Raw genomic sequence first — 19131 nt, forward strand, 5'->3', positions numbered from 1 at the left:
CAGTGCGCCTTGTGGCGCAGCCGGGCCAGCGGCGTGCCGCTGAGCAGGTTGAAGGTGCGATGGCAACTGCGGCAGCGGTAGCGCTGCAGTCCGTGCGCGTGACCGTGGCGATAGGGTTTGTCGGCCTGGCAGTGCGGGCAGCAGAGTGGTGTGGCGGGTTGCTCGACGATCTCGAGTACACGGTCGAGGCCGGCCGCCGATTGCAGCAGGTCGAGCAGGTGGTCGCGCTGGCGCCGCGTTAGAGAGGACAGGCGTTGCAGGAACTGTTCGAACTGCCGTGCTTGCATGGCGCCTCCGTCAACGGTTCAGATCGACGTTGGACCGCAGGCTTGCAGAAAAGATTCCACACTTGGCGCGAACAGCGCCTACAAAAACGCCGTTCGTGCTTTCGCAGGAACGGCGTTTTGAAGCTGACGATGAATCGAATTAATTACGCTGCAGCTGCCTGCGCTCCGGAATCAGATCCTGCGCATCGCCCAGATTGTCCTTGTAGGAGTCGAAGATCTTGGCCAGGGCGTCGCGCATATTGACCTGCGGGGTCCAGCCCAGTTCCGAGACCGTGTTCTCGATCTTCGGCACGCGGTTCTGCACGTCCTGGTAGCCGGTGCCGTAGTAGGCGCCAGAGCTGGTCTCGACCAGTTTCACGTCCTTGGCGGTGTCGCGGTATTCCGGGTATTCGGCGGCCAATTCCAGCATCATGTGGGCCAGTTCGCGGATCGAATAATTATTCGACGGATTGCCGACGTTGTAGATCTTGCCGGTCGCCTTGCCGTCCTTGTTCTCGATGATGCGCATCAGCGCGTCGATGCCGTCGTCGACATAGGTGAAGGAGCGCTTCTGGGCGCCGCCGTCCACCAGCTGGATCGGTTCGCCGCGCACGATGTGGCCCAGGAACTGGGTCAGCACGCGCGAAGAGCCTTCCTTCGGGGTGTGGATCGAATCGAGGCCGGCGCCGATCCAGTTGAAGGGGCGGAACAGGGTAAAGTTCAGGCCTTCCATGCCGTAGCCCCAGATCACGCGGTCCATCAGCTGTTTGGAACAGGCGTAGATCCAGCGCGGCTTGTTGATCGGGCCGTAGACCAGCTCCGAATTCTCCGGATCGAATTCCTCGTCGTGGCACATGCCGTACACTTCCGAGGTCGACGGGAACACCAGGTGCTTGCCGTACTTGGCGGCCGAGCGCACGATCGGCAGGTTGGCTTCGAAGTCGAGTTCGAACACGCGCAGCGGCGCCTGGACATAGGTCGACGGGGTCGCAATTGCGACCAGCGGCAGGATCACGTCGCATTTCTTGACGTGGTACTCGACCCACTCCTTGTTGATCGTGATGTCGCCTTCGAAGAAGTGCATGCGCGGATGATCCAGGAGCTCGGTGATGCGATCCGTGCTCATGTCCATGCCGTAGACTTCCCAGTCGGTCGTCTCGAGGATGCGCTTGGACAGGTGGTGGCCGATGAAACCGTTGACGCCGAGAATGAGAACTTTCTTCATTTTAAATAAGCAACATATGCACGTGAACGGGCGATTATACCATCGCGAGTATTCACACAAACCGGCGCCGGGCGCCTGTTCGGGACGCCGGACGGTTATACTTCCCTACGCTCAGGCATAACGTTTGCGAAGGACCGACAGCACATGGGCTCGAAAATCAAGCACTCCGCCCTCCTCACCCTGGGTGTCATTCTCGGCGTCGCCGTCACCATGCAATTTTCCGCCCTGGCCCAGAAGCCGGTGGAGAACGGCATGCCCATCGACAGCCTGCGCCAGCTCGCCAATACCTACAACCTGATCAAGTCCGCTTACGTCGAACCGGTCGAGGACCGCAAGCTGCTGACCCAGGCCACGGCCGGCATGGTGGCCGCGCTCGACCCGCATTCCGCCTACCTCGACCGCAAGGCCTACCGCGAACTGCGCGAAGGCACCGAGGGCCGCTTCGTCGGCCTGGGCATCGAGATCGGCCAGGCCGACGACGGCAACATCAAGATCGTGTCCCCGATCGAGGATTCGCCGGCCTGGCGCGCCGGCATCAAGGCCGGCGACGTCATCTCGCGCATCGACGGCGCGCTCGTGAAGAACATGGAACTCGACGATGCGATCAAGCGCATGCGCGGCGAGCCGCACACCCGGGTCGTGCTGACCATCGTGCGCGAAGGCGAAGCCGCGCCGCTGGAGATCGCGGTCGTGCGCGACGAGATCGTGCAGAAGAGCGTCAAGGGCAGGATCGTGGCGCCCGGTTATGCCTGGGTGCGGGTGTCGCAGTTCCAGGAACCGACCGTGAACGACCTGGCCGCCAGGCTGGCCGCGCTGGCGCGCGAAGAACCGAAGCTGAAAGGCCTGGTGCTGGACCTGCGCAACGACCCGGGCGGCCTGCTGCAGGGCGCGATCGGCACCGCCGCCGCCTTCCTGCCGGCCGGGGCCGAAATCGTCTCGACCAACGGCCAGCTCGAGGAATCGAAGGCCCGTTTCTACGGCCGCCCCGAATACTATATGCTGGCCCGCGGCGAGGACCCGCTGAAGCAGGTGCCGGAGCTGTTCAAGACCATCCCGATGGTGGTGCTGGTGAATACCGGCTCGGCCTCGGCCTCGGAAATCGTGGCCGGCGCCCTGCAGGATCACAAGCGCGCCGCGATCGTCGGCAGCCCGACCTTCGGCAAGGGCTCGGTGCAGACGATCCGCCCGCTGCCGGGCGAGACCGCGGTGAAGCTGACCACGGCGCGCTACTACACGCCGAGCGGACGCTCGATCCAGGCGCGCGGCGTGCTGCCCGACTTCCCGGTCGACGAAAACGCCGACGGCGACGGCCTGAACGCCCTGCGCATGCGCGAAGCCGACCTCAAGCGCCATCTGTCGAACGACCGCGACCGCGAAGAAGCCACGCGCAAGGACGACATCGAGGAACAGATGCGGATCCTGGCCGCCGAACGCCACCGCAAGCCCCTCGAATTCGGCAGCGCCACCGACTTCCAGCTGGCCCAGGCCCTGCGCCACCTGCAGGGCCTGCCGGTACAGCTGTCGAAGCGCGTGGGCAGCGGCGACACGCCAGGGCCCTTGGCGCAGCAGGCGCACTGACGCACTTTTGACGCATTGCCGGCGGCGTTCCCACGGTCTGTACGATTGTGTAGAATCGGCAGATTCGCGGGAAGTTTCTCCCCGTTACCACCTTGGAAAGCCAATCATGAAACCTGTCGTCATCAGCGGCACCGGCCTGTTCACGCCACCGAATTCGATCTCCAACGACGAGCTGGTGACGGCCTTCAACGCCTACGTCGAATTGTTCAACACCGAGAACGCGGAAAAAATCGCGGCCGGCGAAGTCACCGCCCTCGAAGCGTCCAGCAGCGCCTTCATCGAGAAAGCCTCCGGCATCAAGTCGCGCTACGTGATGGAAAAGGCCGGCATCCTCGATCCGAAGCACATGACCCCGCGCATCAAGGAACGCGCCGACGAGGAATTGTCGCTGCAGGCCGAAATCTGCGTCGCCGCCGCCCGCCAGGCCCTGGCGCGCGCCAACCGTACCCCGGCCGACATCGACATGGTGCTGGTCGCCGCCAGCAATATGCAGCGTGCATATCCGGCAATGGCGGTCGAGGTCCAGGACGCCCTCGGCATCGACGGCTTCGGCTTCGACATGAACGTGGCCTGTTCCTCGGCCACCTTCGCGATCCAGACCGCGGCCGGCGCCGTGCAGACCGGCCAGGCGCGCGCCGTGCTGGTGCTGAACCCGGAAATCACCAGCGCCCACCTGAACTTCCGCGACCGCGACAGCCACTTCATCTTCGGCGACGCCTGCACCGCGATGGTCATCGAAGCGCTTGATACCGCCACCAGCGAGCACCAGTTCGAGATCCTCGATTCCAAGCTGAAGACCAAGTTCTCGAACAATATCCGCAACAACTACGGCTTCATGAACCGCTTCGACGAAGCCGGCATCGGCCAGCCGGACAAGCTGTTCCGCCAGCAGGGCCGCAAGGTGTTCAAGGAAGTCTGCCCGATGGCCGCCGAGACCATCCGCAACACGGTGGAGGGTGCCGGCCTGAAGATCGAAGACATCTCCCGCTTCTGGCTGCACCAGGCTAACCTGAACATGAACCAGCTGATCGTGCGCATGCTGCTCGAGCGCGACGCCAGCCCGGAAGAAGCGCCGGTGATCCTGGACCGCTACGCCAACACCTCGTCGGCCGGTTCCATCATCGCCTTCCACAGCTACCAGGACGACCTGCCGTCCGGCAGCAATGGCGTGATCTGCTCCTTCGGCGCCGGTTATTCGATCGGTTGCGTGGTGGTGCGCAAGAAATAAAGCTGGAAAACTCATCAGCAACCAAGATTCTTGATAACAAAAAGAATCTTGGTAGTTCCAGTCCTACAAGCCCACCCTCCCGATTCCTCTGGAATACAAGCTTCCCTGCGCGCATGATCTCCCTTTCAGCGCATCTGCATGCGCAGCACCCGAGGAGGATCAATATGACCAAGCAAAAAGGACCGGACAGCGTCCGCGCCCGCGGTATCGCCAAGGAAAAAACCGTCCCTGTCGCGAATGGCAGCCAGCAGCCGCGGGCGCCGGGCTGGGTCGCGCCGGGCAGTGCCAACGTGCAGTCGGCGAATATCGAACAGCAAGGCGCGGCCCTGCGCTCGCGCGGTTCGCTGCAAGGCAATGGCGTCGGCGACCAGAATGTCGGCAGCCAGCGCGGTGGCGGTAGTGCCCAGCAGGCGGGCTGGAGCGCACGCCAGAGCGCCCAGCGCATGCAGGCGCGCGGCGAGGAAGACCGCCTGAACGCCTCGCGCCAGTCGGGCTACGGCGGCATGGAACAGAAGCAGGCGAGCGCATCGGGTTCGATGCAGAGCGAAAAGAAACCTTCGGATTACGCCAGCAAGAAGAGCAAGAAAGGCAGTTCCGGTTCCGGGCAATAGTTCGATCCCGTAAGCAGAAAAAAATACCGTTCAGTGCCGACTGAACGGCATTTTTTTTAGAAGCGCTGTTTTATCACTGTCCGGAGCGTGCCCGCGCCACCTGATCGATGTAAAAATCGATGACGTTCTTGACCACCTCGACATCCCGCACGGCCGCCTGATAGAACAACTCCTTGGCGTCGTCGTTCAGCTTGCGGGCGTCCGCCAGCCGGCCAAGCTGGAACAGAATGGCGGGGATGGGGGTGCTTTCGGTTTTGTTCCGTAAAGCGCCGGTGAGTATCTCAAATGCTTCATCATACCGGCCATTGTCGATATGGCGTGTGCCGATCTCCAGCAGGCTGGGGGCCGCGGTGATACTTTGCACGGCCGTATTTACCAGCGCGACCTCTGCCTCCATTTGTGCCAGATCGTGCAGATACTTGTGGTTGGCGGCTTCACGCATTTCGGGAGAAGCGGCCAACCATTGTTCGCAAAAGGCGCCCAGGTCACGCACTTCAGATGGATTCAAAGAAGATCCGGGAATCACTGCCAGCGATGTCTTGCGCAGTTTGTCTTTATCGTTGCTCATGGTCAATCCGCAGTAAGCCGGGCGCAAGCCCTCGCTGCTGAGCAAGGCGGTCAGTTCGATCCGATTCCATTCGCGGACGTGGGTTGGATTGGCCGGTGGGCCCATATCCTGATAACCGCGTTCCAGGTCGCGCTCCGGGGTCGAGATCAATGCGACCTTGGCATGAACCAGATAGGTGCGAATCAGCTGCATCAGTTTGGTCGGATCGACCAGGCATTCGATCACGTCGGAGTTGACGACCACCGCGTTGGACAGGATCTCGGGCGGAATGTCCGTGCCTGCGTAGTTTTCCAGGTCGACTTCAATCCATTTCCCGAACGGATATTGGGTGCGGCAATATTCGAGGTTACTACCGAAGTCCAGTCCGATGATCTCGAATTGCGGATGGAGCGCGACAAGCTTGCGCGCCCTGCCGCAACCGATATCGATGATATAGCGGCATTCGTACTGGTAAGCCAGGGTAGCCGCCAGCGGATAGACTTCCGGCTGCCAGATGACGCCATCATCATGGATGTCGGCGAAATACGCGGGTTGGCTGCGAGTTCGGTAGCCAGGTTTGATGAAGAAGTTTGTTGCAGTCACGATTGTCCCTATAGGAAAAACTTGGAAAGGAAAGGTCTTCCGATATTCATGCTGACGTCAAACGGCTGAAATCAGGTTCGACGCCGTCTTCCATCCACCGCAGGATCTGAGCCACCCTGAACTCCGTCGTATGCAGGGCACGCATCTTCTCTCCGGCATTCCTCACCAGGCGAGCTGCGAGCGCCTTGTCGGTTTGAACGCGTCGGATCTGGTGTGCCAGATGTTCGGGAGAGTCGGGGTCATAAAGCAGGATGTCCTGTTCGTCGGCAAACAGCGTATTTGTCCTTGGACGGCCCGGTACGCTGCAGGAGATGATAGGTCTTCCCGCAGCCATGCCCTCATAGATGCGGCTAGGAAATCCCTGAAACATGGATGGCAGATTGACGACAGCCGTACCTTGCTGGAGGCTGCGGAGCCATAAGCCAAAAATGTTTTGCCGCAGGCTGAGCAGCACATCCATGTAACGCTGCAGCATGTGAGGCGAGGCGGGCAGGCCGTCTTCCAGGGCCTGTGCGGTCATTTGCTGCAGGCGATCGAACAATGCCGGATAAGGGGTTTGATATTCCAGCGAGGGACCCGGCTGCACCAGCAAGCCTGCAAGGGCGGGATGCCTGAGCCAGCCTCCACGTTTTCCGTACGGTACGCCATAGAACACAGCGTAAGGGTTGGGAACCGACGGGGCGTCCTGGATGCTGGCACGTGGCGCTGTCTGCGGCCACCACATGGCTTTGATATTGCCATCCTGGTTGACATCGCTGACATCGACTTCATCGACCATCAGCGTATGCGTCATGTACGCCAGCCGTCGAAGCACTCTTTCCTTGCGCTCCCTCAGGTTGGGTTGCAGGTCGTAGACATACGGCTCGTACTGCAAGGATTCCATCACCATGCCCAAGCGCACCGGCGCCAGGCTTGCAACCCATGAAAGAAACTGTTCGTCGTAATCGGAATGGACCGCTTCGATCCATACCTGATCGTACTTGCGCTCGCCCACCATTTCCTGCAGGCGAGAAAGCCAGTTTCCCCGAGAATTGTTGTCCATACGGAACAGACAGGGCACGCTGAATACATCGGCGCCGCTCTGGCGCAAGGTATGCTGGAGCCCCACCAGCGTCGGATAGGACGTGCTGCGGGCCAGACGCCAGTCCGCGAACTCGATGAAAATAAACAGGATGCGTGGAGAAGCCATATTCAAGCCGTTCATAGTATATTTTTGCCAACGTTTTGAGACTGCCGATGCGCGGCGCCGGCGTCCCGCAGGATCAGGGCGGCGGCTTCCGCAAAATCGTCGACCACGAAAACACCCGGCGGGCAGCGGTCTTCTTCCTCGTGCCCGTAGCCCGTACGCACCAGGATGCAACGGGTGCCGGCTGCCAGGCCCGCATTGATATCGCTGAGCTTGTCGCCGACCATCCAGGAGTCTTCCAGCGCGATATTCCACTCGCGCTGCGCCTCGAGCAGCATGCCCGGCGCGGGCTTGCGGCAATCGCAGTCGCGCACTTCCCCGTGTTCCGGATGGTGCGGACAGTAATAGTAGGCATCGATGCCGCTGCCGGCGGCGAGCAGGTCCCGGTCCACCAGGGCGTGCAGGCGCGCGATCGCGGCCTCTTCGTAATAGCCGCGCCCCACGCCCGCCTGGTTGGTGACCACGATGGCCAGGAACCCGGCCTCGCGGAGCGCCCCGAGCATGTCGACCGAACCGGGAATCCATTCCCAGTCTTCGTAACGGTGCAGGTAGTTCTTTTCGACGTTCAGGGTGCCGTCACGGTCGATGAATACGCAGGGCCTGGCGCGTTCAGACATTGCCGTATTTGGTGTTCTTCAACATGGTAAAGCCCTTGACCAGCTCGGCGATGCCGCGGTCCAGCGAGAAAGCGGTCTTGAAACCGGTGGCCTCGATCTTGGCGTTGGAGACGATGTAGTTGCGCTGGTCGGGGTCCTTGCCGATCGCCGCCTCGGGGAAGATGAAATCCGGGACATGGCGCGAAATCACTTGGCACAGCTCCATCTTCGACACATTGGCATCCGACAGGCCGACGTTGTAGATCTGTCCCTTCATGCTGTCGAAGTTGGCGATGCCATGCTGGAAAGCGCGGGTGACATCGCGCACGTGCACGTAATTGCGCTTGAAATGGGGCTCGAACAGCACGACGAAGCGGTCATGCACGGCGCGGTAGGTGAAATCGTTGACCAGCAGGTCGATGCGCATGCGGGGCGACATGCCGAATACGGTCGCCAGGCGGAAGCTGACGGCGTTCGGATGCTCCATGATCGCCTTTTCGATCTCGACTTTCTCGATGGCGTATTGCGAGATGGGACGCAGGGGCGAATCTTCGGTGCAGAAGTTGTTCTCGTCGCCCGAGCCGTAGGCGCTGTTGGTGGTGGGCATGAGCAGCATCTGGTTGGGGCTCAGGTGCTTGAGCATCATCAGGATGGCATCGTGGTTCACGGTGGTCGCACCGACCGGGTCCTTGTTGCACAGCGGCGCGCCCACGTAGGCCGCCAGCGGGATGACGATGTCGGCCTTCTGCAGCAGCGGCACGATCGTCTTCTCCAGCCGGATGTCGCCACGCACGATGGTGAAATTGTCGTGATAGCAGACATGCGACAGGCTGGCCTGGCCGTACATCAGGTTGTCCAGCACGGTCACCTTGTGACCATCGGCCAGCAGGGCCGGCACGAGAATGGAACCGAGATAGCCTGCGCCGCCGGTAACGAGGATGTTGTAAGACATGAGGGGTCGTCCTTGAGAAGAGTTAATCGCCGAAGATGGCCGCTTCCACGCACTCGCATAGAGTGTGGGCTAATACGATATGCAATTCCTGGATGGTGCTGGTCGCCTGCCCGGGCACGACGATGGCGTAGTCGGCCAGCTGCAGGGCCGGACCGCCATCGCGTCCGAGGAATACGATGCTGGGCACGTCCATGCGCTTGCACTGTTCCAGCGCGCGCAGGATGTTGGGAGATTGGCCGGACGTGGTGATGCCGAGGAAGATATCGCCCGCCATCGCCTTGCCGGCCAGCTGGCGGGCAAACACCTGTTCATAGCCGTAGTCGTTGCCGATGGCGGTGAGGATCGAACTGTCGGTGGTCAGCGCCTCGGCCGCCAGCGGCGCCCTGTCGCGCGCCAGCTTGCTGACGAATTCGGCCGCAAGATGCTGGGCATCGGCGGCCGACCCGCCGTTGCCCGCGATATAGATGCGGCGTCCCTTGCGATAGGCGGCAACGGTCGCCGCGGCCGCGGCCTCGAAGGTGGCGAGCGCGCCGTCCCGCTGTTTCAGTTCCTGCATCGCGCGGATCGAGGCGTCCAGGTTGCGTTGCAGGCGATCGATGATGGATGTCATGGCTTGTCCTTTGCATTGAGGACGGCGCCGGCCCGGCGATAGTCGGCGGGAATGCCGATATCGATGAAGCTGCCGTCGAACTCGACGCCGGTCATCCGCTGGCCGGCATGGAAAGCGGCCGGGAAGATGTCGTTTTCCAGCGACGCGCTGGCGCCGGCGGCAAGGGGCTGGCCGCCTGCCAGCGTCAAGCCGGCAAAGGCGCGCGGATGGATGCAGTACACCCCGCCGTTGGCCAGGCATTCGTCGCCGTCCTGGCTCGACTTCAGTTCGGTGATGCGGCCGTCCGCCGCCACGCCCATGCCGAGATAACGGCTGGTTTCGCCGGTGCGGAACAGCGAGAAGCACCAGTCGCTGTCATGGCTGCGGGCGAAGGCCTCCAGGCGTTCGCCGTCCACGGAAAAATAGGTATCGCCGTTGAGCAGCAGGAAGCGCTGGTCGGCCGGCAGCTGTTGCAAGGCCAGCAGCACGCCGCCGCCGGTGCCCAGCGGGGTCTGCTCGACGACATAGTCCAGCCGCGCCCCGCGGTAGCTCCGGCCCAGGTGCGAGCTGATGAGCTCATGCCGGTAGCCGACCGCCAGGATGAAATGCCCGATGCCCTGCGCGATCCAGAAATCGAGCAGGTACTCGAGGAAGGGGCGGCCATCGACCGGCGCCATCGGCTTGGGCAGGTCCGGAACTGCGCTGCGCAGGCGGGTGCCGAGGCCTCCGGCCAGAATGACGGCAGACTGGATTTCCATCGTCAGACGGCGTTCAGGATGGCGCAGATGTCATCGACCTCGGCATCGGAGAGATCCGGGAAGTTGCCGATATAGAAGCCGTAGAAATGCACGTGTTCGGTATGCGGGAACGCGAGGTGATGGTCGGCCGGAACGATGCCCTTCAGATAGGGCTGGCGAACCTGGTTGCCGCCGCCCGCGCTGCCGCGGCGAAACTCGATGCCGGCGCCGCGCATGGCCTGCATCAGGCGTTCGGTGAAGGCGTCGTCGGCCTCCTTGAGGATCAGGTTGAACGCGTAGTTGCTGGAGCCTTCGGTCTTGAAGTCGACCCGGTAGCGCCGGCTGTCGATCTTGCCGAGGAAACGCATCAGGTTGGCGGTACGGCGCTCGACGTTGGCGTCCAGGCGCTTCAGCTGGCTGCGGCCCATGATGGCGCCGATTTCGGTATTGCGCACGTTGTAGGCCGGATAGGCGAAGATGAAATCCGGGTTGAGCTGGGGATAGGTTTCCCGATAGTCCTGCTTCAGCGCATCGTCGGTCGACTCGCGCACCATGCCGTGCGAACGCAGCATGCGCACCTGCTGGTACACCTCCGGGTCGTCGGTGCAGACCATGCCGCCCTCGATGGTGCTCATGTGGTGGGCGTAATAGAACGAGAAGTTGGACATCCAGCCGAAGCTGCCCAGGCGTTTGCCGTTGTGCGTGGCGCCGTGCGATTCGCAGACGTCTTCGATCAGCGGGATATTGCGGCGTTCCAACTCGGCCAGCAGTTCGTCGGTCAAGCCGTCGAAGCCTTGCACATGCGTCAGGAAGACGGCGCGCGTGCGGTCGGTGAGCTTGTTGATGATTTCCTGCGGGTCCATCGACAGCGTGCTTGGATCGATGTCGGCGAATACCGGGGTAAAACCGTTTTGCAGCACCGAGGCCACGTCCGATACCCATGCCAGCGGCGGCACGATGACTTCGCCGCCCTCCGGATGGCGCAGCTTGAGCACGGCCATGCTCAACAGGTTGGCCGAGGCTCCCGAGTTCACGAAGACGCTGTATTTCACGCCCAGCCATTCCGACCATTCCTTCTCGAAGGCGCGCACATTCGGGCCGTTGGTCAGGATCGGGTCGTCCTGGCGCAGGTGTTCGATCACTGCGTCCAGGTCTTCACGCAGGATATTGTTCCTCATTAAGGGATATTTCATCGGGAGCTCGTTCGCTTATTGTTCGTTGCGTCGGTTATTTTTCGTTGTAGTAATCGCCGTATTCGACAATGATCGTGCTGCGTCCGTCGTCGCGGAGCAAGGCGCGTTCATAGGCCGGGAAGATGTCTTCCGGCTCATCCAGGCGGATCACTTCGATGGTGCTGCACATCAGGCGCAAGGCGTCGGTAAAGTCGCCGATATGCTGGTGCTGGGGATGCATGGGGCGCTGCGAACCGATGCCGGTGCGGACGATCGCCTTGGCCTTGTAGCTGCCGTTCGACATGACATCGACCTTGTCCAGGTGGCTGACCAGCTGGCTCATGGCGCACAGCAGGAAGTTCCAGCGCGGGAAGATGCTGACCGGGACGGCGCCGGTCAGCGCCATGCCGGTGGTCATGCCCATCTGCATTTCTTCCGCTACCGGCAATTCGATCAGGCGTTCGCGCGGTACATCCTTGAGCGTATTGCTCATGGCGGTGCCGGGCACGGCCACGGCTTGTCCCATGAAAACGGTGCGCGGATCCTGGGCCAGGAAGTCCATCGAGCGTTTGAGTTCGTCAAAATATTTCATGGTCTGCCCTCAGAACTGGACGCGCACGCCGGCGCCGGCATGCGGATATTTGGTTTGGTAGCGGTAGTAGGTGATGTAGTCGTCATTCACCCCTTCGTAGCTCAGGCGCGGCTGGTTCCAGGCTTCGCGGGTATCGGTGCAGACCGATTTCTCGTTGTCTTCCACCACGAAGTGGATCGGCAGCGCGTGATTGCGGCTGTACTTGATCGATTCGTGGGCGATGCCGGTTTCCGAGGTCATTTCCCCCATGAAGCAGTAGACCCTGGCGTCTTCGCCGCTGCGCTGGATGGCCATCGCGGCGCCCACCGCGATCGGCAGCACGCCACCGACGATGGCCGACGAGTAGATGCGCTGTTCCGGGAAGCACAGCGAGATCGAACGGCCGGCCAGGATCTCGTCGCGCACCTGTTCCGGGGGCACGCCCTTCAGCAGGCACTGGTAATGCGAGCGCCACGAGCAGAAGACCCAGTCCTGCGGCCGGATCTTCTTGAATACTTCGATGATCTGTTCTTCGTTGCCGTAGTACAGATGCACAGGCGCGCGGATCTTGCCGCTGTTGAAGGTCGCGGCGATCTCTTCTTCGAAGGCAATCAGTTCGTCTTTCGTCATCATTTCACCAAATCAAAATGGCGCGGGGCGCCGGTCCTATTGAAGGGCGGAGTCATTACGGTCCGCGCCCTGTTGCCGCACGTACCAGGCATAGGTATCGCGCAGCCCATCTTCCAGAGAAACGCCGGCGCGCCAGCCGAGATGCTGCATCCGGCTGCTGTCGAGCAGTTTGCGCATGGCGCCGTCGGGTTTGCTGCTGTCCCAGGCGAGTTCGCCCGCATAGCCGACCACGCGGGCGATGCTCTCGGCCAGCTCGCGGATCGAGATATCGCTGCCGGAGCCCAGGTTCAAGGGCAATTCCAGGGGCGGCAGTTCGTCGCGCAGCATCAGCAGGCAGGCCGCCGCGATGTCGCTCGAATGGATGAACTCGCGGCGCGGAGTGCCGCTGCCCCACAAGGTCACCGCGGGCGCGCCGTCGGCCTTCGCCTGATGAAAACGCGCCAGCAAGGCCGACAGCACGTGTCCGGATTTCGGATCGAAATTGTCGTTGGGGCCGTAGGCGCTATTCGGAATCAGCGGAATGAAGCGCTGCTGGCCATATTGCCGGTTATAGGCCAGGCACAAGTGCACGCCCGCCAGCTTGGCGATCGCGTAGGGCAGGCTGGTTGGCTCGGGATGGCCGGACAGCAGCGCCGTCTCCGGCATCGGTTGCGCGGTCTCTTTCGGATACATGCAGGACGAGCCGAACATGACCAGGCGCTTGACGCCGGTGCGATGCGCGGCGCCCAGCACATTCAGCGAGATCGCCAGGTTGGCATCGATGAAGTCGGCCGGGAAATTGGTGTTTTCCAGGATCCCGCCCACCTTCCCTGCCGCCAGCAGCACGTAGTGCGGGCGCTGTTCGTCGAAAAACGCGTCCACCTGCTGCTTGTCGCGCAACTCCAGTTCGGCGCGCGTGCGCAGGATGAGATTGCGATAACCGGCAGCCTGCAGGGCGCGCACGATGGCGGAGCCGATCAGGCCGGCGTGGCCGGCGACGAAAATCGGCGCATCCCGTGGCGGCATGTCGGCAGGCAGCGCGGTCGGTGTGATAAGGCTCATCAGGACAATCCGTTGGGTTGGTACATGACGACACGGCTGCCGCCGTCTTCGAACTTGAACGGCACGTGAATCAGGTGTTTCAGGCGTTCGCGCACATTGTCCTGCAGTTCCGGCTTGACGAACAGCATCAGGAAACCGCCGCCGCCGGCGCCCATGATCTTGCCGCCGATGGCGCCGGCCTTGATCGCCTCCTCGTACAGGTAATCGATGTCGCTGGTCGACACCTTGTCGGACAGCGAGCGCTTGCACAGCCAGCTTTCGTGCAGCAGCTTGCCAAGCTCCTCGATCGGCGTGTTGGCGCTCTGCAGGATGGCGATGGCTTCGTTCACCATCTCGCGCATGCTGTGCAATTGCGCCTGGCGTTCGCGCAGGTTGGCGATCTGCGATTTCGCCACTTCCGAGGCGATGCGCGAAAAGCCGGTAAAGCACAGCATCAGGTGGCTTTCGAACTCCGCCAGCCGTTCCTGGCGCAGGATCAGGGGCGAGGCGGTAAAACTGCCGTTGCGATGGAATTCAACCAGGTTGAAGCCACCATAGGCCGCCGACACCTGGTCCTGGGATCCGACGTTCTCGCCGATCACGTTCTGTTCGACGTGGATCGCGGTGCTGGCCAGGTATTCCTTGGAAGCGTAGCGTCCTTCGAGCGCGGCCAGCGCGTGCAGCAGCCCGACCGTGAACGAAGAACTCGATCCCAGGCCCGAACGCGCCGGCAGGTCGCCGTCGTGGTGGATTTCCAGCCCGCGCTCGCAGCCGGCCCAACCCAGGATGGCGCGCACCGCCGGGTGCTTGATCTGGTCGATCGACTGGACGTTCTCGATCAGCGAATGGACGATGCGGTGCTTGTGTTCGAAGAAGGGCGGCAGGTGGCGGCAGGTGATGTAGCAGTACTTGTTGATGCTGGTCGCCAAGACGGCGCCGCCATGCTCGGCATACCAGGCCGGATAGTCTGTGCCGCCGCCGAAGAAGGACATGCGGAAAGGAGTACGGGTAATGATCATCTTGTTTATCGGCTGGAATAAGCCTGGTTGGCGTCGTCAATCGCCCAGGATCTTGCGCTGCAGCTTGATCCGGGTCATTTCCTGGAGATGCTGGACCACATCTCTACCGAACTTGCATTCCAGGCGGTTCGACGGCCAACAGTTCATCGCCCAGCTTCTGGTAGAGGGCGGCGCGGCTGCCGGGGTTGACGAGCACTACATCGATATTCTGGGCTTCTGGCACGTTGACACTCTCCTGAATGGCGCCTGCAATGCGATCAGCGAGACGGTTCGAGCGTGCATCGAACGGGCAAGGCAAGCAGACGATTTGCTATGCCAGCAGATGCTTGCAGGCAATGACAAACGGCAGTCTACATGCAATCCTCGTTTTTCTGTACCAAAACAATTTCCCAAAATAAACTACCGTCTTAGAGTGTCGAAAATCTGGTACAAATATTGCTAGCCTTTTAAGTCGTAAAAGCTGTTTATTTTGCAATAATTGGAGGGCGGACAAGAAAACCCTTGTCGCCGCGATCACAAACTCGCCGCCAGTTCCGCCCCTTCGCGGATTGCCCGCTTCGCATCCAGCTCGGCCGCCAGCGCGGCGCCGCCGATCTTGTGGAAGCGCGGTCCAGCCTTCGGCTCATCCGAAGGCATGAGCTCCGCCAGGCTCTCCTGGCCGGCGCAGATGACCACGTTGTCGACCTCCAGCAGCTTGCGTTCGCCGCCCACCGTGATGTGCAGGCCGGCGTCGTCGATGCGCTCGTACTGCACGCCCGCCATCATCGTCACGCCGTTGCGCACCAGGGTGGCGCGGTGCACCCAGCCCGAGGTCTTGCCGAGGCCCGCGCCCGGCCGCGTGGTCTTGCGCTGCAGGAGCCAGATGCTGCGCAGCGGCGTCGGCTTGCCGGCTTCGGCCAGGCCGCCCGGTGCGCCGACCTTGGGATCGATGCCCCACTCGCCCATCCATTTCGCCACCGGCAGCGGCAGCGCTTCGCGCGGGTCGTGCAGCAGGAACTCCGCGGTGTCGAAGCCGATGCCGCCGGCGCCGATGATCGCCACCCGCTTGCCCACCGCCGCGCCGCCGCGCAGCACGTCCAGGTAGGACAGCACCTTCGGATGATCGATGCCCTCGATGCGCGGCATGCGCACGCTGACGCCGGTGGCCACGATCACCTCGTCGTAGCCGGCGGCGACCAGTTCGTCGCGGGTGACACGCTGGCCGAGGCGCAGCCGCACGCCGGTCAGTTCCAGCTGGCGGCCGAAGTAGCGGATGGTCTCCGAAAACTCCTCCTTGCCGGGAATCCGCATCGCGACCTTGAACTGGCCGCCGATGCTGTCGCTCGCATCGAACAGGGTCACGTCGTGGCCGCGCCCGGCGGCGACGGTGGCCGCCGACAGCCCGGCCGGTCCGGCGCCGACCACGGCGATGCGGCGCTTGCGGGCGGCCGGGCGGTACACCAGTTCGGTCTCGTGGCAGGCGCGCGGATTCACCAGGCAGGTGGCGCGCTTGTTCGAGAAGGTGTGGTCGAGGCAGGCCTGGTTGCAGGCGATGCAGGTATTGATCTCGTCGCTGCGCCCGGACTCCGCCTTGTTGACCCAATCCGGATCGGCCAGGAAGGGACGCGCCATCGACACCAGGTCGGCGTCGCCGCGCGCCAGCAGGTTCTCGGCATCGAGCGGCATGTTGATGCGGTTCGATGCCACCACCGGAATGCCGACCTCCTTGCGCAGGCGCCCCGCCACCTCGGCGAAGGCCGCGCGCGGCACCGAGGTGACGATGGTGGGAATGCGCGCCTCGTGCCAGCCGTAGCCGGTATTCAGGATGGTCGCGCCGGCCTGCTCGAGGGCCTTGGCCACCGCCACGATCTCCTCCCAGGTATTGCCGCCCTCGACCAGGTCGAGCACCGAGTGCCGGTACATGATGATGAAATCGCGGCCGACGGCTTCGCGGATGCGGCGCACCACCTCGACCGGTAAACGCATGCGGTTCCCGATCGGCCCGCCCCAGCGGTCCTGGCGGCGGTTGGTGCGCGCGCACAGGAACTGGTTCAGCAGATAACCCTCGCTGCCCATCACTTCGACGCCGTCGTAGCCAGCCTGCCTGGCCAGCTTGGCGCAGCGGACATAGGCCCTGATCGTCGATTCGATCCCGCTTTCCGTCAGCGCGCGCGGGCGGAACGGCGAGATCGGCGACTTCTGCGGCGAGGCCGACACCACCAGCGGCTGGTAGCCGTAGCGGCCCGCGTGCAGGATCTGCAGCAGGATCTTGCCGCCCTCCTCGTGCACGGCGCGGGTGACGCGGCGGTGGTTCGGCACGTCGCCCAGGAAGTTGAGGGTGCCGCCGAAAGGCAGCAGCCAGCCCTGGCGGTTCGGCGAGATGCCGCCGGTGACGATCAGCCCGACCCCGCCACGCGCCCGCTCGCGGTAGAAGGCCGCCAGCTTGCCGTAGTGGTAGAAGCGGTCTTCGAGCCCGGTGTGCATCGAGCCCATGATGACGCGGTTCTTCAACGTGGTGAAGCCGAGATCGAGGGGGGCGAGGAGATGGGGGTAGGTGGTGATGGGGATGGGTGAGTTCATTCGGCCGGTCGATTAAGTTAACCGTCGTCCCCGCCTTCGCGGGAACGACGGTGCTCATTACACCGGCTTTTCCTAGACCCGTGTTTCTAAAGTGCTTCTAAACAAGCAGCTCAGACGGGATAACTCTCCGGCGAACGCAACTCCGCAAACTGCTCGATGCTGCCGATCCGCACCGTCACCGGATTCAGGCTGGCCTGCGGCGACATCGAGCGCCAGGCGAACTGCCATTCCTTCTCGATGGCCTCGGCCGGGGACTTGCTGAAGGCCAGGCCCAGGCGCGAGCGCACGCCGTATTCGACCGGGCCGTCGATGCCGGCCCAGTTGGGCAGCGTGCGCTGGACCGCGCGGTGCAGGCGCTCGCCGAATTCCTCGGTGTTGTGGATCACCAGGCAGGCGTCGGCCGGGCCGAGTATATCGAACAACTGCTTGTCCCAGACCTGGGAAAAGGACAGGGTCAGGAAACCGTTCGCCGGCAGCAGGCGGAACTGGCCGGCGCTGAGCGCCTGCTCCAGTTCGGTGCGCATGCCGTAGCGATGCAGGGTGGGGGGACGTTGGTAGTCGTGCATGAATGAAGCTTTCTATCGTGGAGGCTGCGGCGCGGTGTCGTGCAGGTGCATGCGCATGTAGCGGAAGGACAGGAACACCTCGCGCAGCAGGAAAATGAAACTGGCGATCAGGGCCACCATCGCCAGCACGAACATGCCGGCGATGTAGCGGTCGAGCGGCAGGTTGGCCGTATCGTCCAGGAACAGGAAAGAGATGATCACGCAGATCAGCAATCCGCAGGCGGTGCTGGCGGTCAGAGCGTAGTTGATCAGTTTCCAGCGCGCATACAGCACATCGAGCTCTTCATGGCACTCGGCACTGGGCGCCTTGCGCAGCTCCTCCTTGAGCACGCGGGCGCGGTCGATGATGCGCGCCAGGCGGTTCATCAGCACGGTCAGCTTGGTGGCCACGCCGGTGAGCAGGAACACGGGCGCGATGGCAAGCTGGATGACATGGCCGATATCTTGGGTCTGGATATTCATTCGTCGCAGGCCTCAGGATCCATCGCGTTCGAAGCGGCCGTGGCGCTTGAACTGCTCGGTGGCGGCGACCAGGGCGCGCGCGATGCCGTGCTCCAGCGCGCCGTGGCCGGCGTCCGCGATCATGCGCAGGCGCGAGCCGGGCCAGGCCTGGTGCAGGCGGTAGGCCGACAGCGGCGGGCAGATCACGTCGTAGCGGCCCTGCACGATCACGGCCGGCAGGTGGGCGATCCGGCCAAGGTCGCGGATCAGCTGGTCGTCCTCCAGGAAGGCGCCGTTCGCCATGTAGTGCGATTCGAGGCGGCCGACGCCGAGGTCGAGGGTGTCGGACGACGTCTCTTCTTCCTGCGGCAGCAGGAACACGCGGCGGCCCTCGAAACGGCTCCAGGCGCGCGCGGCCGGCCAGTACTGCTGGGGATCGTCGCACAGCAGGCGGCGGGTATAGGCCTTCAGCAGGTCGCCGCGTTCCTCGACCGGGATCGGGGCGACGAATTCGTCGTACAGCTCGGGATAGAACCACTGCACGCCGTACAGGAAGAACTCGATCTCGGCCGGCGTGCACAGGAAGATACCGCGCAGCACGAAGCCGAGGCAGCGCTCGGGGTGCGCCTGTCCGTAGGCCAGCGCCAGGGTCGAGCCCCAGGAGCCGCCGAACACCAGCCAGCGCTCGATGCCGAACAGTTCGCGCAGGCGTTCGATGTCCTCGATCAGCAGCTGGGTCGTGTTGTTGCGCCATTCGCCCAGCGGGGTCGACTTGCCGGCGCCGCGCTGGTCGAACAGGATCACGCGGTAGGCGGACGGGTCGAAGAAGCGCCGGTGCTGGGGCGACAGGCCGGCGCCGGGACCGCCGTGCAGGAAGATCACCGGGATCCCGTTCGGGTTGCCCACCTCCTCCCAGTAGATCGTATGGAGGTCGTCGACGGCCAGCATGCCGTGGCGGTTGGGCAGGATGGGCGGGAACAGCGACTGCGGAATGGCGGGCATGGGCATCTGGATTTATGAAGCGACAACCGATTG

The 19131-nt window shown here is 63.0% G+C and carries 20 protein-coding genes and 1 pseudogene; 4 read left to right on the forward strand and 17 right to left on the reverse strand.

Translation table 11 applies throughout. The features are described 5' to 3' along the window. Together AC1DOP_RS23675 and AC1DOP_RS23680 are read right to left on the reverse strand one after the other, a co-directional pair. Positions 1–149: pseudogene (locus tag AC1DOP_RS23675) on the reverse strand (transposase); the annotation flags it as partial. Positions 150–426: 277 nt separating this feature from the next. Continuing rightward, entirely contained in the window at positions 427–1491 is a 1065-nt protein-coding gene (locus tag AC1DOP_RS23680; protein WP_477253707.1) for a bifunctional UDP-4-keto-pentose/UDP-xylose synthase, read from the reverse strand. A 144-nt stretch (positions 1492–1635) separates the two neighbouring features. On the opposite strand from AC1DOP_RS23680, the gene AC1DOP_RS23685 reads away from it, so the two are divergent. The 3 genes from AC1DOP_RS23685 to AC1DOP_RS23695 all read left to right on the forward strand — a co-directional run bounded on the left by AC1DOP_RS23685 (position 1636) and on the right by AC1DOP_RS23695 (position 4908). After that, positions 1636–3069: a S41 family peptidase gene (locus AC1DOP_RS23685; RefSeq protein ID WP_442123822.1), complete on the forward strand. Its 1434-nt coding sequence runs from the start codon at positions 1636–1638 to the stop codon at positions 3067–3069. Positions 3070–3175: 106 nt separating this feature from the next. Next, positions 3176–4297, forward strand: coding sequence for a beta-ketoacyl-ACP synthase III (locus AC1DOP_RS23690; protein WP_442123823.1), 1122 nt, complete (start codon positions 3176–3178; stop codon positions 4295–4297). A gap of 164 nt (positions 4298–4461) precedes the next feature. Continuing rightward, on the forward strand, positions 4462–4908 hold the full coding sequence (locus AC1DOP_RS23695; protein WP_442123824.1) for a hypothetical protein: 447 nt from the start codon (positions 4462–4464) through the stop codon (positions 4906–4908). Positions 4909–4981: 73 nt separating this feature from the next. Here AC1DOP_RS23695 and AC1DOP_RS23700 read toward each other — a convergent pair whose 3' ends face one another. The 11 genes from AC1DOP_RS23700 to AC1DOP_RS23750 are packed head-to-tail and all read right to left on the reverse strand — an operon-like array spanning position 4982 to position 14530. Beyond that, positions 4982–6058, reverse strand: a complete 1077-nt coding sequence (locus AC1DOP_RS23700) for a methyltransferase domain-containing protein (protein WP_442123825.1) — start codon at positions 6056–6058, stop codon at positions 4982–4984. A 46-nt stretch (positions 6059–6104) separates the two neighbouring features. Beyond that, positions 6105–7262 carry a glycosyltransferase gene (locus AC1DOP_RS23705; protein ID WP_442123826.1) on the reverse strand — a complete coding sequence of 386 codons (1158 nt, stop codon included), beginning with the start codon at positions 7260–7262 and terminating at the stop codon, positions 6105–6107. Then, entirely contained in the window at positions 7259–7861 is a 603-nt protein-coding gene (gmhB, locus tag AC1DOP_RS23710; RefSeq protein ID WP_442123827.1) for a D-glycero-beta-D-manno-heptose 1,7-bisphosphate 7-phosphatase, read from the reverse strand. Before gmhB ends, AC1DOP_RS23705 begins: the two co-directional genes overlap by 4 nt. Then, positions 7854–8792, reverse strand: a complete 939-nt coding sequence (locus tag AC1DOP_RS23715) for an NAD-dependent epimerase/dehydratase family protein (RefSeq protein WP_442123828.1) — start codon at positions 8790–8792, stop codon at positions 7854–7856. The genes gmhB and AC1DOP_RS23715 overlap by 8 nt, the downstream gene beginning before the upstream one ends. Positions 8793–8814: 22 nt before the next feature. Beyond that, positions 8815–9402, reverse strand: coding sequence for a D-sedoheptulose-7-phosphate isomerase (locus AC1DOP_RS23720; protein ID WP_442123829.1), 588 nt, complete (start codon positions 9400–9402; stop codon positions 8815–8817). Then, entirely contained in the window at positions 9399–10139 is a 741-nt protein-coding gene (locus AC1DOP_RS23725; RefSeq protein ID WP_442123830.1) for a nucleotidyltransferase family protein, read from the reverse strand. Before AC1DOP_RS23725 ends, AC1DOP_RS23720 begins: the two co-directional genes overlap by 4 nt. Positions 10140–10141: 2 nt before the next feature. Then, positions 10142–11311 (reverse strand): DegT/DnrJ/EryC1/StrS family aminotransferase, encoded by a 1170-nt coding sequence (locus tag AC1DOP_RS23730; RefSeq protein ID WP_442123831.1) that lies wholly within the window; start codon positions 11309–11311, stop codon positions 10142–10144. Positions 11312–11345: 34 nt separating this feature from the next. Beyond that, the gene (locus AC1DOP_RS23735) at positions 11346–11882 is read right to left on the reverse strand and encodes a hypothetical protein (RefSeq protein ID WP_442123832.1); all 537 of its coding nucleotides are present in this window, start codon (positions 11880–11882) and stop codon (positions 11346–11348) included. A gap of 9 nt (positions 11883–11891) precedes the next feature. Beyond that, complete coding sequence (locus AC1DOP_RS23740) at positions 11892–12494, reverse strand: thiamine pyrophosphate-dependent enzyme (RefSeq protein ID WP_442123833.1); 603 nt, start codon at positions 12492–12494, stop codon at positions 11892–11894. Positions 12495–12527: 33 nt separating this feature from the next. Further along, positions 12528–13532, reverse strand: a complete 1005-nt coding sequence (locus AC1DOP_RS23745; RefSeq protein ID WP_442123834.1) for a GDP-L-fucose synthase family protein — start codon at positions 13530–13532, stop codon at positions 12528–12530. Further along, positions 13532–14530 (reverse strand): GHMP family kinase ATP-binding protein, encoded by a 999-nt coding sequence (locus AC1DOP_RS23750; protein WP_442123835.1) that lies wholly within the window; start codon positions 14528–14530, stop codon positions 13532–13534. The genes AC1DOP_RS23745 and AC1DOP_RS23750 overlap by 1 nt, the downstream gene beginning before the upstream one ends. Between AC1DOP_RS23750 and AC1DOP_RS23755 the strand changes: the two genes are divergently transcribed. Further along, a complete protein-coding gene (locus AC1DOP_RS23755) occupies positions 14523–14972 on the forward strand; it encodes a hypothetical protein (RefSeq protein ID WP_442123836.1) in 450 nt (149 codons plus the stop codon). The genes AC1DOP_RS23750 and AC1DOP_RS23755 overlap by 8 nt on opposite strands. A gap of 71 nt (positions 14973–15043) precedes the next feature. On the opposite strand, the gene AC1DOP_RS23760 is transcribed toward AC1DOP_RS23755, so the two are convergent. From AC1DOP_RS23760 to pip, 4 genes are all read right to left on the reverse strand, one after another. After that, entirely contained in the window at positions 15044–17089 is a 2046-nt protein-coding gene (locus AC1DOP_RS23760) for a 2,4-dienoyl-CoA reductase FMN-binding domain-containing protein (RefSeq protein ID WP_477253715.1), read from the reverse strand. A 110-nt stretch (positions 17090–17199) separates the two neighbouring features. Then, positions 17200–17655: a hypothetical protein gene (locus AC1DOP_RS23765; protein WP_442123838.1), complete on the reverse strand. Its 456-nt coding sequence runs from the start codon at positions 17653–17655 to the stop codon at positions 17200–17202. Positions 17656–17667: 12 nt separating this feature from the next. Next, on the reverse strand, positions 17668–18117 hold the full coding sequence (locus tag AC1DOP_RS23770; protein ID WP_442123839.1) for a DUF2721 domain-containing protein: 450 nt from the start codon (positions 18115–18117) through the stop codon (positions 17668–17670). 12 nt (positions 18118–18129) lie between these two features. Continuing rightward, on the reverse strand, positions 18130–19098 hold the full coding sequence (pip, locus tag AC1DOP_RS23775; protein ID WP_477253717.1) for a prolyl aminopeptidase: 969 nt from the start codon (positions 19096–19098) through the stop codon (positions 18130–18132). Positions 19099–19131: the final 33 nt, after the last annotated feature.

This window comes from Massilia sp. 01N410, assembly GCF_056399665.1.

Excerpts from the sequence above, each read along its gene's own strand:
- AC1DOP_RS23680 (WP_477253707.1), bottom strand. The coding sequence starts at position 1,491 with ATGAAGAAAGTTCTCATTCTCGGCGTCAACGGTTTCATCGGCCACCAC.
- AC1DOP_RS23685 (WP_442123822.1), top strand. The coding sequence starts at position 1,636 with ATGGGCTCGAAAATCAAGCACTCCGCCCTCCTCACCCTGGGTGTCATT.
- AC1DOP_RS23690 (WP_442123823.1), top strand. The coding sequence starts at position 3,176 with ATGAAACCTGTCGTCATCAGCGGCACCGGCCTGTTCACGCCACCGAAT.
- AC1DOP_RS23695 (WP_442123824.1), top strand. The coding sequence starts at position 4,462 with ATGACCAAGCAAAAAGGACCGGACAGCGTCCGCGCCCGCGGTATCGCC.
- AC1DOP_RS23705 (WP_442123826.1), bottom strand. The coding sequence starts at position 7,262 with ATGAACGGCTTGAATATGGCTTCTCCACGCATCCTGTTTATTTTCATC.
- gmhB (WP_442123827.1), bottom strand. The coding sequence starts at position 7,861 with ATGTCTGAACGCGCCAGGCCCTGCGTATTCATCGACCGTGACGGCACC.
- AC1DOP_RS23715 (WP_442123828.1), bottom strand. The coding sequence starts at position 8,792 with ATGTCTTACAACATCCTCGTTACCGGCGGCGCAGGCTATCTCGGTTCC.
- AC1DOP_RS23720 (WP_442123829.1), bottom strand. The coding sequence starts at position 9,402 with ATGACATCCATCATCGATCGCCTGCAACGCAACCTGGACGCCTCGATC.
- AC1DOP_RS23725 (WP_442123830.1), bottom strand. The coding sequence starts at position 10,139 with ATGGAAATCCAGTCTGCCGTCATTCTGGCCGGAGGCCTCGGCACCCGC.
- AC1DOP_RS23730 (WP_442123831.1), bottom strand. The coding sequence starts at position 11,311 with ATGAAATATCCCTTAATGAGGAACAATATCCTGCGTGAAGACCTGGAC.
- AC1DOP_RS23735 (WP_442123832.1), bottom strand. The coding sequence starts at position 11,882 with ATGAAATATTTTGACGAACTCAAACGCTCGATGGACTTCCTGGCCCAG.
- AC1DOP_RS23740 (WP_442123833.1), bottom strand. The coding sequence starts at position 12,494 with ATGATGACGAAAGACGAACTGATTGCCTTCGAAGAAGAGATCGCCGCG.
- AC1DOP_RS23745 (WP_442123834.1), bottom strand. The coding sequence starts at position 13,532 with ATGAGCCTTATCACACCGACCGCGCTGCCTGCCGACATGCCGCCACGG.
- AC1DOP_RS23755 (WP_442123836.1), top strand. The coding sequence starts at position 14,523 with ATGATCATCTTGTTTATCGGCTGGAATAAGCCTGGTTGGCGTCGTCAA.
- AC1DOP_RS23750 (WP_442123835.1), bottom strand. The coding sequence starts at position 14,530 with ATGATCATTACCCGTACTCCTTTCCGCATGTCCTTCTTCGGCGGCGGC.
- AC1DOP_RS23760 (WP_477253715.1), bottom strand. The coding sequence starts at position 17,089 with ATGAACTCACCCATCCCCATCACCACCTACCCCCATCTCCTCGCCCCC.
- AC1DOP_RS23765 (WP_442123838.1), bottom strand. The coding sequence starts at position 17,655 with ATGCACGACTACCAACGTCCCCCCACCCTGCATCGCTACGGCATGCGC.
- AC1DOP_RS23770 (WP_442123839.1), bottom strand. The coding sequence starts at position 18,117 with ATGAATATCCAGACCCAAGATATCGGCCATGTCATCCAGCTTGCCATC.
- pip (WP_477253717.1), bottom strand. The coding sequence starts at position 19,098 with ATGCCCGCCATTCCGCAGTCGCTGTTCCCGCCCATCCTGCCCAACCGC.